General features: G+C 68.4%; 11 protein-coding genes and 1 pseudogene. 4 read left to right on the top strand and 8 right to left on the bottom strand.

Annotated elements, in window-relative coordinates:
* Window positions 1–293 precede the first annotated feature (293 nt).
* From ACFWXQ_RS46885 to thyX, 3 genes are all read right to left on the bottom strand, one after another.
* On the bottom strand, window positions 294–1,979 hold the full coding sequence (locus ACFWXQ_RS46885; protein ID WP_200395538.1) for a ribonuclease J: 1,686 nt from the start codon (window positions 1,977–1,979) through the stop codon (window positions 294–296).
* Between the two features lie 134 nt (window positions 1,980–2,113).
* Entirely contained in the window at window positions 2,114–3,013 is a 900-nt protein-coding gene (dapA, locus tag ACFWXQ_RS46880; protein WP_383946634.1) for a 4-hydroxy-tetrahydrodipicolinate synthase, read from the bottom strand.
* Between the two features lie 211 nt (window positions 3,014–3,224).
* Window positions 3,225–3,965, bottom strand: coding sequence for an FAD-dependent thymidylate synthase (gene thyX / locus ACFWXQ_RS46875; RefSeq protein ID WP_383946631.1), 741 nt, complete (start codon window positions 3,963–3,965; stop codon window positions 3,225–3,227).
* Between the two features lie 230 nt (window positions 3,966–4,195).
* On the opposite strand from thyX, the gene ACFWXQ_RS46870 reads away from it, so the two are divergent.
* Entirely contained in the window at window positions 4,196–4,435 is a 240-nt protein-coding gene (locus tag ACFWXQ_RS46870; RefSeq protein WP_190232463.1) for a hypothetical protein, read from the top strand.
* A 120-nt stretch (window positions 4,436–4,555) separates the two neighbouring features.
* Complete coding sequence (locus ACFWXQ_RS46865) at window positions 4,556–5,116, top strand: hypothetical protein (RefSeq protein ID WP_383946627.1); 561 nt, start codon at window positions 4,556–4,558, stop codon at window positions 5,114–5,116.
* Window positions 5,117–5,163: 47 nt separating this feature from the next.
* On the opposite strand, the gene ACFWXQ_RS46860 is transcribed toward ACFWXQ_RS46865, so the two are convergent.
* The 5 genes from ACFWXQ_RS46860 to rpsO form a co-directional block, all read right to left on the bottom strand.
* Entirely contained in the window at window positions 5,164–5,616 is a 453-nt protein-coding gene (locus tag ACFWXQ_RS46860) for a hypothetical protein (protein WP_383946624.1), read from the bottom strand.
* A 5-nt stretch (window positions 5,617–5,621) separates the two neighbouring features.
* Window positions 5,622–6,374 (bottom strand): 4-hydroxy-tetrahydrodipicolinate reductase, encoded by a 753-nt coding sequence (gene dapB / locus ACFWXQ_RS46855; RefSeq protein ID WP_383946621.1) that lies wholly within the window; start codon window positions 6,372–6,374, stop codon window positions 5,622–5,624.
* A 29-nt stretch (window positions 6,375–6,403) separates the two neighbouring features.
* Entirely contained in the window at window positions 6,404–7,783 is a 1,380-nt protein-coding gene (locus tag ACFWXQ_RS46850) for a M16 family metallopeptidase (protein ID WP_384093191.1), read from the bottom strand.
* On the bottom strand, window positions 7,780–10,002 hold the full coding sequence (locus tag ACFWXQ_RS46845; protein WP_383946614.1) for a polyribonucleotide nucleotidyltransferase: 2,223 nt from the start codon (window positions 10,000–10,002) through the stop codon (window positions 7,780–7,782). The genes ACFWXQ_RS46850 and ACFWXQ_RS46845 overlap by 4 nt, the downstream gene beginning before the upstream one ends.
* Window positions 10,003–10,282: 280 nt before the next feature.
* Window positions 10,283–10,570 (bottom strand): 30S ribosomal protein S15, encoded by a 288-nt coding sequence (gene rpsO, locus ACFWXQ_RS46840; protein WP_019075416.1) that lies wholly within the window; start codon window positions 10,568–10,570, stop codon window positions 10,283–10,285.
* Between the two features lie 297 nt (window positions 10,571–10,867).
* Between rpsO and ACFWXQ_RS46835 the strand changes: the two genes are divergently transcribed.
* Window positions 10,868–11,164, top strand: coding sequence for a DUF397 domain-containing protein (locus ACFWXQ_RS46835; protein ID WP_383946609.1), 297 nt, complete (start codon window positions 10,868–10,870; stop codon window positions 11,162–11,164).
* A 412-nt stretch (window positions 11,165–11,576) separates the two neighbouring features.
* Window positions 11,577–11,705: pseudogene (locus ACFWXQ_RS46830) on the top strand (SCO5717 family growth-regulating ATPase); the annotation flags it as partial.
* Between the last annotated feature and the right edge of the window lie 482 nt (window positions 11,706–12,187).

Raw genomic sequence — 12,187 nt, 5'->3', positions numbered from 1 at the left:
TCACCCTCTCGGGCTTTCCTCCGGGCTTCCCTTCGGTCTTGCGTTTCCGACTCTATCAGACCGTTTTCCGATCCGATTTCCTCGGTGCTTTCCAGGTTTTCGCTTTCGCGTTTCCCTTTCCGGCGACTCCGACTTTATCAGAACTTCTGAGTCGGAATTCCCGCCCCGGTTCGGGGTGGTCCGGACGCACAGTTGCGTCGGGTTCCCGTTCAGGCGGAGCCGTAAACGTACTGGAGCGGGGCGCCCCGATGCAAATCGAGGGGCCCCGCTCCGGGTTCACGCGTACGAGGTGCTCAAACCTCGACCACGACCGGCAGGATCATCGGCCGGCGGCGGTAGGTGTCCGAGACCCATTTGCCCAGCGTGCGGCGGATCAGCTGCTGCATCTGGTGGGGTTCGACCACGCCGTCCTGGGCCGAACGCTCCAGGACCTCGGTGATCTTCGGGAGGACATCACCGAAGGCGGAGTCGTCGATGCCCGAGCCTCGGGCCTGGATGTGGGGACCGCCGGTGATCTTGCCGGTGCTGGAGTCCATCACCACGAAGACCGAGATGATGCCCTCGTCACCGAGGATCTTGCGGTCCTTGAGCGCGGGCTCGCCGACATCGCCGACCGAGAGGCCGTCGACGTACACGTATCCCGCCTGGACCTTGCCGGAGATCTTGGCCTTGCCTTCGACGAGGTCGACGACGACGCCGTCCTCGGCGATGACGATCCGGTCGTGCGGGACGCCGGTGAGGGCGCCCAGCTCGGCGTTGGCGCGCAGATGGCGCCATTCGCCGTGGACCGGCATCAGGTTGCGTGGCTTGCAGATGTTGTAGAAGTACAGGAGCTCGCCGGCGGAGGCGTGGCCCGAGACGTGCACCTTGGCGTTGCCCTTGTGGACGACGTTGGCGCCCCAGCGGGTCAGGCCGTTGATGACGCGGTAGACCGCGTTCTCGTTGCCCGGGATGAGCGACGACGCCAGGATCACCGTGTCGCCCTGGACGATGCGGATCTGGTGGTCGCGGTTCGCCATGCGGGACAGCGCGGCCATCGGCTCGCCCTGTGAGCCCGTACACACGAGGACGATCTCGCGATCCGGGAGATCGTCGAGCGTCTTGACGTCGACGACCAGGCCCGGCGGGACCTTCAGATAGCCCAGGTCTCTGGCGATGCCCATGTTGCGGACCATCGAGCGGCCGACGAAGGCGACCCGGCGGCCGTACTCGTGAGCGGCGTCGAGGATCTGCTGGATGCGGTGGACGTGGCTGGCGAAGCTGGCCACGATGATCCGCTTGCTCGCGCCGGCGAAGACCTGGCGCAGCACGTTCGAGATGTCGCGCTCGGGCGGGACGAATCCCGGGACCTCGGCATTCGTCGAGTCCGAGAGGAGGAGGTCGATGCCCTCCTCGCTCAGACGCGCGAACGCGTGTAGATCTGTGAGACGGCCGTCCAGCGGAAGCTGGTCCATCTTGAAGTCGCCGGTGTGGACGACCATGCCCGCGGGGGTGCGGATGGCGACCGCGAGGGCGTCCGGGATGGAGTGGTTGACCGCGACGAACTCGCAGTCGAAGGGACCGATGCGCTCTCGGTGGCCCTCCGCGACTTCGAGCGTGTACGGACGGATGCGGTGCTCCTGGAGCTTCGCCTCGATGAGGGCGAGGGTCAGCTTGGAGCCGATGAGCGGGATGTCCGGCTTCTCGCGGAGGAGGAAGGGGACGCCGCCGATGTGGTCCTCGTGACCATGGGTGAGGACGATGCCCTCGATGTCGTCGAGGCGGTCCCTGATGGAACTGAAGTCCGGCAGGATCAGGTCGATTCCGGGCTGCTCCTCCTCGGGGAAGAGCACACCGCAGTCGACGATCAGAAGGCGGCCTCCGTACTCGAAGACCGTCATGTTTCGGCCGATTTCTCCGAGGCCGCCGAGGGGGGTGACCCGCAGGCCGCCCTTCGGGAGGACCGGCGGAGCGCCGAGTTCAGGATGCGGATGACTCAAAAGACTCTCCTCACCACACGCGCCACGTACCTGGCAGGGCACGTGGCGCGCGTGACGTTCGTGCAGTAGCAGTTGTCTGGTGGTGCAGGCCCTCCGGCCTGCGGGTCGTGCGTATTCAGTTGTGAAGTCTGTGGTTAGAGCTGTACCCCGCCGGCAGCAAGATCGATCTTGAGCTGGGCGGTCTCCTCGGGTGACAGGCCGACCATGGGCAGACGCAGCGGTCCGGCGGGCAGGCCCTGGAGGGCGAGCGCGGCCTTGGTCGTCATGACGCCCTGGGTGCGGAACATGCCGGTGAAGACCGGGAGCAGCTTCTGGTGGATCTCGGTGGCCTTCTGGACGTCGCCGCTGACGTACGCGTCGATCATGGCCCGCAGCTCGGGGGTGACGACGTGACCGACGACGGAGACGAAGCCGACCGCGCCCACGGAGAGCAGCGGGAGGTTCAGCATGTCGTCGCCGGAGTACCAGGCGAGGCCGGAGCTGGCGATGGCCCAGCTGGCGCGGCCCAGGTCGCCCTTGGCGTCCTTGTTGGCGACGATACGCGGGTGCTCGGCCAGACGCACCAGCGTTTCCGTGTTGATCGGGACGCCGCTGCGGCCGGGGATGTCGTAGAGCATCACCGGGAGTTCGGTCGCGTCGGCGATGACCTTGAAGTTCTGGTACAGGCCCTCTTGCGGGGGCTTGTTGTAGTACGGCGTGACGGTCAGGAGACCGTGTGCGCCGGCCTTCTCGGCCGACCGGGCGAGCTCGACGCTGTGGCGCGTGTCGTTCGTGCCGACGCCCGCGACGACGTGGGCCCGGTCGCCGACCGCCTCCAGTACGGCTCGTACGAGATCCGCTTTCTCCGCGTTGCTGGTGGTCGGGGACTCGCCGGTGGTGCCGTTGACGATCAGGCCGTCGTTGCCTGCGTCCACCAGGTGGGTGGCGAGCCGCTGAGCGCCGTCGAGGTCGAGTGCGCCGTCCGCCGCGAAGGGCGTGACCATGGCGGTGAGGACCCGCCCGAAGGGGGTCTGCGGAGTGGAGGTCGGAGCCATGGGTAACACGCTACTCGCTGCTCAACGTGCGGTCTGCCCTCGGGGGCGGCGACAAGTCATGACAAAGGAGGAGCCCGGCACTGCCTGCTCGGGGGTTCAAGCAGTGCCGGGTCCGTTTGATCAGGCTAGATGAACTTCTCGAAATGCCGCAATACGGACACTTCGCATGGTTGACCCGCACACATGTGCCCGACCGGGTGACGGAGGTGCGCTACGGCGCCACGCGCCCGTTGGCATTGAAGGCGGCGTGCGTGAGGGGCATGAGCCGGGCCCATTCCACCTCCATCTTCTCGCCGACCATCTCGATCTCCCGCTGGGGGAAGGACGGGACCTTCGCCAGCTCGTGCTGGGTGCGCAGGCCGAGGAAGTGCATCAGCGAGCGGGCGTTGCACGTCGCGTACATCGACGAGAAGAGGCCGACCGGGAGGACCGCACGGGCGACCTCGCGAGCCACGCCTGCGGCGAGCATCTCCTGGTACGCCTCGTACGCCTGGCGGTACGAGTCCTCCATGACGCGGCCCGTGAGCTCCTGCTGGGCCGGGGTGCCCTCCACGAAGACGTACTTGCCGGGGCGCCCCTCCTGGACCAGCTTGCGGGACTCACCCGGGACGTAGAAGACCGGCTGCAGCTCCCTGTACCTGCCCGACTCCTCGTTGTACGACCAGCCGACGCGGTGGCGCATGAACTCGCGGAAGACGAAGATCGGGGCGTTGATGAAGAACGTCATCGAGTTGTGCTCGAAGGGGCTGCCGTGCCGGTCCCGCATCAGGTAGTTGATCAGGCCCTTTGAGCGCTCCGGGTCTTTCTGCAGCTCTTCCAGGGACTGCTCCCCGACCGTCGAGACGCGGGCGGCGAACAGCACGTCGGAGTCGGAGGCGGTGTGCTTGACCAGCTCGACGGTGACATCGCTGCGGAAGCTGGGCTTGAGGTCGTCGGCGGGTGTGTCGGTCACGGCTTGGAGGGTCCTTCCCATCACTGTCTCGGGCGGCGTCCACTCTACGGCCCGGCACTGACAACGGGGCGTTCGGTGCCGTGCTGCGACATACTTCGCCGAACTTCTGCGAAGTCGGTGAAACTGGGCACCAATTGGGGCTCTCGCTCGTCTGTATTGGTGACAGCGATTCGTTCGAGTCGGCTGTTCCGTCAGACCCCCTTCGAGTCTCCAGAGGAGAAGCGCACTTCATGTTTCGTCGGCGCGAGCCCGTTCCGTTCGCCTTCATCGCCGAAGCCGACAGGTTCCGCAGCAATGTCACTCCCCCACCGCGCCAGCGGGCCTCCGCCAGTGAGCTGGCGGGCCGATGGCTCATAGGCCTCACCGTGGTCGCGGGCCTCGTGGGCTCCCTGCTCATAGGGACGCCCGCCCTGTCGGCCGACAGCTCACCTGCGCATACGCAACAGTCGGACGCGTCGCAGGGCCGTTGACCCTCCTCCGGCCCGGATGGCCTGGGAGCACCCCCATGGACCCCCGAGGGTGGTGACCGGAGATCCCGCTAGGTAGCCTCACCGGGCATAGTCCATGCGTGGATTGAGTGAGGATCAGTCGTGCCCCTGCCCTTTCTGACCGCCGATCGCGCTTTCGACGAGGCGGGCGAGGATCTCGCGCTGCCGTTCGACGATCGCGACCAGTGGCGACGCCCCTACCGGCCCGGACCGTGGCGTGTCGCCGCGGCGGCGCTTCTGCTGCTGCTCGCGTCGTACGTGCTGTTCGCGGCGGTCATCGTCGCGGCGGCCGGCAACCGGTCCGGTGGCGCGGTGTTCCTGGGGCTCGCGGCGCTCGTCATCGTGTGTGCCCTGCGGCTGCTGCGGATGGGCGCGTGGGTGAGCGCGTACGGGCTGCGCCGGGTCCGTTTCCTGGTCACGAGCACGGCTCCCTGGGCGAAGGTCCAGGCGGTGCGGACGGTCCAGCAGCCGGTGCGCTGGCTCGGGCTGCCGCGCACGGTGCAGGGGCAGGCACTCGTCCTGGTCAGCGCCGACCGCTCCGGTGCCGAGCCGACGCAGCTGCTGACCACGCACAACGCGGACTTCCTCGGGCGCCCCGACGCGTTCGACCGGGCCGCGGACGGCGTCGAGGTGTGGGCGGACGAGTACCGCGGGCACGCCTGACGGTCGGCGCAGCCGGCACAGCCACCACGGTCGCCTGAGTCAGTGACTCAGGCCCGTACGGGTTTCCCGTCGTGCAGGGCGATCGCGTGCTGCATCGCCTTGCGGGCCCGGGAGGTGTCGCGGGCGTCGTGGTAGGCGATGGCCAGCCGGAACCAGCTGCGCCAGTCGTCGGGGGCGTCCTCGGTCTCGGCCTTGCGCCTGGCGAAGACCTCGTCGGCCGAGTCGCGGTCGATCCGGCCGGCCGGGGTGCGCTTCAACTCGTCGACGGGCAGGCCGCCTTCGGCGTCGAGCTCGGCGGCGAGCCGGTTGGCCCTCTGGACGAACTGGGTGTTCTTCCAGAGGAACCAGATGCCGATCACCGGCAGGATGAGAACGGCCACGCCGAAGGTGACGGTGAGCAGGGTGCCGCTCTGTATGAGCATCACCCCGCGGCTGCCGACCAGGACGAAGTAGACGACCAGGACGGCGGCCGTGACGGCGTATGTGATCTTCGCGCCCATGGCGGTTACTTCAGATCCAGGAAGTGTTCCAGGCCGAAGGTGAGGCCCGGGGTGTCCACGACGCGGCGTACGCCGAGCAGGATGCCCGGCATGAAGCTGCTGTGGTGGAGGGAGTCGTGGCGGACGGTGAGGGTCTCCCCCTCCGCGCCGAGCAGCACCTCCTGGTGGGCCAGCAGACCGCGCAGGCGCACCGAGTGCACCGGGACGCCGTCGACGTCCGCGCCGCGGGCGCCGTCCAGGGCCGTGACCGTGGCGTCGGGCTGCGGGGCGCTGTCCGCCCGCTGCCGGGCGGCGGCGATGAGCTGGGCGGTGCGGTGGGCGGTGCCGCTCGGGGCGTCCACCTTGTTCGGGTGGTGCAGCTCGATGACCTCGACGGACTCGAAGTACGGGGCGGCCACCTCCGCGAACTTCATCGTGAGAACGGCGCCGATGGAGAAGTTCGGGGCGATGAGCACGCCCGTCTCCGGTGACGCGGCGAGCGAGGTGTTCAGCTGCGCGAGGCGCTCGTCGGTCCAGCCCGTCGTCCCGACCACGGCGTGGATGCCGTGGCGGACGCAGAAGTCGAGGTTGCCCATGACCGAGGCGGGCGTGGTCAGTTCGACGACGACCTGGGCGCCGGCGTCCACCAGCGTCTCCAGTTTGTCGTCGCGGCCCAGGGCGGCCACCAGCTCCAGGTCCTCGGCCGCCTCGACGGCTCGTACCGCCTCGGATCCGATACGGCCCTTCGCGCCGAGGACCGCCACGCGCAGCTTGCTCATCTTCTTGCTTCCTTACCGGATTCGGAGGGTTACGCGACCGCTTCGTGCAGACGGGAAGCCTGTTTGTCCTTCAGCGGGCCGATGACCGACAGCGAGGGCCGCTGTCCCAGGATCTCGCGGGCCACCTCCCGTACGTCGTCCGGGGTGACCGAGGCGATCCGGGTCAGCATGTCGTCCACGGACATCTGCTCGCCCCAGCACAGCTCGCTCTTGCCGATACGGTTCATCAGCGCGCCCGTGTCCTCCAGGCCGAGGACCGTGGAGCCGCGGAGCTGGCCGATGGCACGGCCGATCTCGTCGTCCGACAGGCCGTGCTCGGCGACCTGGTCGAGTTCGTCGCGGCAGATCTTCAGCACGTCGTGGACCTGGCTGGGCCTACAGCCCGCGTACACACCGAAGAGACCGCAGTCGGCGAAGCCCGAGGTGTACGAGTACACGCTGTAGGCGAGGCCTCGCTTCTCGCGGACCTCCTGGAAGAGGCGGGAGGACATGCCGCCGCCCAGCGCGGTGTTCAGGACGCCCAGGGCCCAGCGGCGCTCGTCCGTGCGGGCCAGGCCCGGCATGCCGAGGACGATGTGGGCCTGCTCGGTCTTGCGGCCGAGGAGTTCGACGCGACCGGCCGTACGGATGGTGCGGGAGCCGTCGCGCGGGGCGATCGGGGCCGCGTCCGGTTGCCTGAGGGCGCCCGACTTCTCGAAGGCGGCGCGGACCTGGCGTACGACCTTGTTGTGGTCGACGTTTCCGGCGGCGGCGACCACGAGGTGGGTCGGGTCGTAGTGCTTCTTGTAGAAGCGGCGGATGCGGTCCGCGGTGAGGGCGTTGACGGTGTCGACCGTGCCGAGGACGGGGCGGCCGAGAGGCGTGTCGCCGAGCATGGTGTGCGCGAACAGGTCGTGCACGCAGTCGCCCGGGTCGTCCTCCGTCATGGCGATCTCTTCGAGGATCGCGCCCCGCTCGACGTTCACGTCCTCTTCGAGGATGAGCGAGCCCGTGAGCATGTCGCAGACGACGTCGATGGCGAGCGGGAGGTCGGTGTCGAGCACGCGTGCGTAGTAGCACGTGTACTCCTTCGCCGTGAACGCGTTCATCTCGCCGCCGACCGCGTCGATGGCGGAGGAGATGTCCAGGGCGCTGCGCTTCTGGGTGCCCTTGAAGAGCAGGTGCTCCAGGTAGTGCGTGGCGCCGTTCAGAGTCGGCGTCTCGTCGCGGGAGCCGACGTGGGCCCAGATGCCGAAAGTCGCGGAGCGGACCGACGGCAGGGTTTCGGTGACGATGCGCAGGCCGCCGGGGAGGGTGGTCTTACGGACCGTGCCGATGCCGTTGGTGCCCTTGATCAGGGTTTGGGTACGGGCGACGGCCCGCGCCTCCGAGGAGGTGCGGGCCGTCGTCGTGGAGCTGGTCGACGTCACTTGTCGCCGTCGTCCTTCTTGTCGTCCTCGGCGTTCTCTTCGCCCTCGATGACCGGGATGAGGGACAGCTTGCCGCGGGAGTCGATCTCGGCGATCTCGACCTGGACCTTGGAGCCCACGCCGACGACGTCCTCGACGTTCTCCACGCGCTTGCCGCCGGCGAGCTTGCGGATCTGCGAGATGTGCAGCAGACCGTCCTTGCCCGGGAGCAGCGACACGAACGCACCGAAGGTCGTCGTCTTCACGACCGTGCCCAGGTAGCGCTCGCCGACCTCCGGCATGGTCGGGTTCGCGATGCCGTTGATCGTGGCGCGGGCGGCCTCGGCCTGCGAGCCCTGGGCGGCACCGATGTAGATGGTGCCGTCGTCCTCGATCGTGATGTCGGCGCCGGTGTCCTCCTGGATCTGGTTGATCATCTTGCCCTTCGGGCCGATGACCTCACCGATCTTGTCCACGGGGATCTTGACCGTGATGATCCGCGGGGCGTTCGGGGACATCTCGTCCGGCGTGTCGATCGCTTCCATCATCACGTCGAGGATGTGGAGGCGGGCGTCACGGGCCTGCTTGAGGGCCGCGGCCAGGACGGAGGCCGGGATGCCGTCCAGCTTGGTGTCGAGCTGGAGGGCGGTCACGAACTCCTTGGTACCGGCGACCTTGAAGTCCATGTCGCCGAAGGCGTCCTCCGCACCGAGGATGTCGGTGAGGGCGACGTAGTGCGTCTCGCCGTTGATCTCCTGGGAGATCAGGCCCATGGCGATACCGGCGACGGGGGCCTTCAGCGGCACACCGGCGTTGAGCAGCGACATGGTGGAGGCGCAGACCGAGCCCATGGACGTCGAGCCGTTGGAGCCGAGGGCCTCGGACACCTGACGGATCGCGTACGGGAAGTCCTCGCGCGAGGGCAGGACCGGGACGATCGCGCGCTCGGCGAGCGCGCCGTGGCCGATCTCGCGGCGCTTCGGGGAGCCGACGCGGCCGGTCTCGCCCACGGAGTAGGGCGGGAAGTTGTAGTTGTGCATGTAGCGCTTGCGGGTCACCGGGGAGAGGGTGTCCAGCTGCTGCTCCATCCGGAGCATGTTGAGGGTGGTGACGCCCAGGATCTGGGTCTCGCCACGCTCGAACAGCGCCGAGCCGTGCACGCGCGGGATGGCCTCGACCTCGGCGGCGAGCGTACGGATGTCCGTGACGCCGCGGCCGTCGATGCGGACCTTGTCCTTGATGACGCGCTCACGGACCAGGGACTTGGTCAGCGAGCGGTACGCGGCGGAGATCTCCTTCTCGCGGCCCTCGAACTGCGGGAGCAGCTTCTCGGCGGCGATCTCCTTGACGCGGTCCAGCTCGGCCTCGCGGTCCTGCTTGCCGGCGATGGTGAGCGCCTGGGAGAGCTCGCTCTTGACCGCGGCGGTCAGGGCCTCCAGGACGTCGTCCTGGTAGTCGAGGAAGACCGGGAACTCGCCGGTGGGCTTGGCGGCCTTGGCGGCGAGGTCGGCCTGGGCCTTGCAGAGCACCTTGATGAAGGGCTTCGCGGCGTCCAGACCGGAGGCGACGATCTCCTCGGTCGGCGCCTCGGCGCCGCCCGCGACCAGCGCGATGGTCTTCTCGGTGGCCTCGGCCTCGACCATCATGATCGCGACGTCGCCGTCCTCCAGGACGCGACCGGCGACGACCATGTCGAAGACGGCGTCCTCGAGCTCGGTGTGCGTCGGGAACGCGACCCACTGGCCGTTGATCAGCGCGACGCGGACGCCGCCGATCGGGCCGGAGAAGGGCAGACCGGCCAGCTGCGTGGACGCGGAGGCGGCGTTGATCGCCACGACGTCGTACAGGTGGTCGGGGTTGAGCGCCATGATCGTGGCGACGACCTGGATCTCGTTGCGCAGGCCCTTCTTGAAGGACGGGCGCAGCGGGCGGTCGATCAGGCGGCAGGTGAGGATCGCGTCCTCGGAGGGCCGGCCTTCGCGGCGGAAGAAGCTGCCGGGGATCTTGCCGGCGGCGTACATCCGCTCCTCGACGTCCACCGTGAGGGGGAAGAAGTCGAGGTTTTCCTTGGGCTTCTTGGATGCGGTGGTGGCCGACAGCACCATGGTGTCGTCGTCCAGATACGCCACGGCGGAGCCGGCGGCCTGCTTGGCCAGGCGGCCCGTCTCGAAGCGGATGGTGCGGGTGCCGAAGGATCCGTTGTCGATAACGGCCTCGGCGTAGTGGGTCTCGTTCTCCACTAGCGTTTTCTCCGATACTTTTCGTCTTTTGTCCCGATCCGCCCGTGTGGCGGGGGGACGTGAGCGGAGAAGCGCGCCTTCTGGTGCGGGCCGGTCTTCGATCGAAGCACCCGGGGTTCGCATCGCCCGGGAGCCACTACCGAGGACCGGCGGCGGCGAGGTGCACTTCATCCTCGTGATATTGCGTTGTGCTACCACACTACAAAGGTGCAGTGACACTCCGCACGTACAGCAAAGGGAGCGGCCCCCTAAGAGTGGGAACCGCTCCCTTCACGGCGTCTTACTTGGCGCCCGCCGCACCGCGGCGGATGCCCAGGCGGTCGACCAGCGCACGGAAGCGCTGGATGTCCTTCTTCGCCAGGTACTGCAGGAGGCGACGGCGCTGACCGACCAGGATGAGCAGACCACGACGGGAGTGGTGGTCGTGCTTGTGGGTCTTGAGGTGCTCGGTCAGGTCCGAGATACGGCGCGAGAGCATCGCGACCTGGACCTCGGGGGAGCCGGTGTCGCCCTCCTTCTGACCGAACTCGGTGATGAGCTGCTTCTTCGTTGCGGCGTCGAGCGACACGCGTACTCCTCGTAGTCTTTGAGTAGCCACCGAGTGCCCCTGGTCCACATCTCAGGGGAGCTTCCGTAACTCGGGAGGCGGGATCCGCTGGGCGCGTCCTCCAGGGCCCTTGAGGGCGGTCCGGGGGTGCGTACACATACGGCCGTCACACAGCGTACCAGGGGGTGGGGGTCCCGCTTACCGGGGTTCCGGGAGTCCGGGGAGGCCAGGGGCGGTCCCAGTAGGGTGACGCGACAGTTCGTTCGTCAGGTCGGGGCCGTACGTCGGACGCGTACGCCGGGAAGGGGTCGCTTCGCCATGGCCGAGGCAGAGGACAAGGACGTCAAGGCGCGCAAGGAGCGGGAGAAGGACGAGCTCTACGCCCTCGACATCTCGGGCGTCGAGTGGCAGAGCGCGCCGGGTACGGAGGAACACGAGGAGCGGGTCGAGATCGCCTACCTGCCCGGCGGCGCGGTGGCCATGCGGTCGTCCCTCGACCCGGACACGGTCCTGCGGTACACGGAGGCGGAGTGGCGGGCCTTCGTGCTGGGGGCGCGGGACGGCGAGTTCGATCTGGAGCCGGCACCGCACAACGGCGGGGTTTCGACGGAGTAGCGGAGCAGTCGAGCAGTCGCCTTCGAGCGCGCGGGGACCGGTGGCTTGTATGCCACCGGTCCCCTTTGTTGTGTCTTTGTCGTGTCGGGGGGCCGCCTTGTTGTGCCGGAGCGCAGCACGGTGGAGTGGATACGCGCTTCTTAAGCGCGCTTTTGTCCACTTTGCCGTCCGTGCAAGGCCGTTCATACGTCACTTCTGGGCAAGTTGTGACGCAGTGGGTGGGACCGGAGGGGTGGACGGGCCTGCCGTGGGGGTGGTTGTGGTGATTAGGCTGGGGTGGGCGCGGCAGCAGAACCCGGGGACGGGGCCGCCGCGTCGGACGGGGGGAGCCGGGGCGCGACGGACGGCCTCGGACGATCGGAACGGTCGCCCCAGCTCGGTATGAGGGTGCTCGACCACACCAGGAGGAATTGTGAACAGCGATCGGGACGGGATCCGCGGGGGCTGGGCCACACCCGGCGATGACCAGTCCGACGCGGAGTCCGCCGTCGAGACGACGGGCGAGTTCACCATCGACTACGCCCCTCCCGCCTGGTACACGCAGAACGCGTCGGGGAGTTCGGACGCTTCGTCGGCTCCCGTCGAGGAGGAGTCGGACGGGGCGGAGGTCTCGGACGGGTCCGAGGGGGACGGGGCCGCGGGTGCGGCTCCAGCTCCAGTTCCGGCCCCAGTTCCGGCTCCGGCTCCGGGGGCAGGTGCGGGGGTGCCCGAGGCGCCTGTGGTTTCGCCGGCTTCGGTGCCTACGTTCGCTCCTGGGGCTCCTTTCGCTCCGCCCGCTGCTGTTCCTCCCTCGCCTGTTCTCCCCTCCACTCCTCCTGACGGTGGTCCGGGTGCCGTTCCGCGGTTGCCCGTGGGGAGTGGGTTCGAGCCTCAGGCCCCGGCTCCTGTCGCGCCCACTGCAGGTCCTGCCGGTGTGCCGAATCTGCCGAACCTCCAGGCTCCGCCGGTGACGCCTCCGGACGAGATCGAGGAGGACAGCGGGGACATCGAGAGTGGCGCCACCATGCGGATCTCCGCTGTCGC

It is taken from the genome of Streptomyces sp. NPDC058697 (assembly GCF_042715345.1).
Taxonomy (GTDB): domain Bacteria; phylum Actinomycetota; class Actinomycetes; order Streptomycetales; family Streptomycetaceae; genus Streptomyces; species Streptomyces liliifuscus.
Note: the sequence above shows the minus strand (reverse complement) of the source record. Positions and strands in the feature narration are given on the sequence as shown.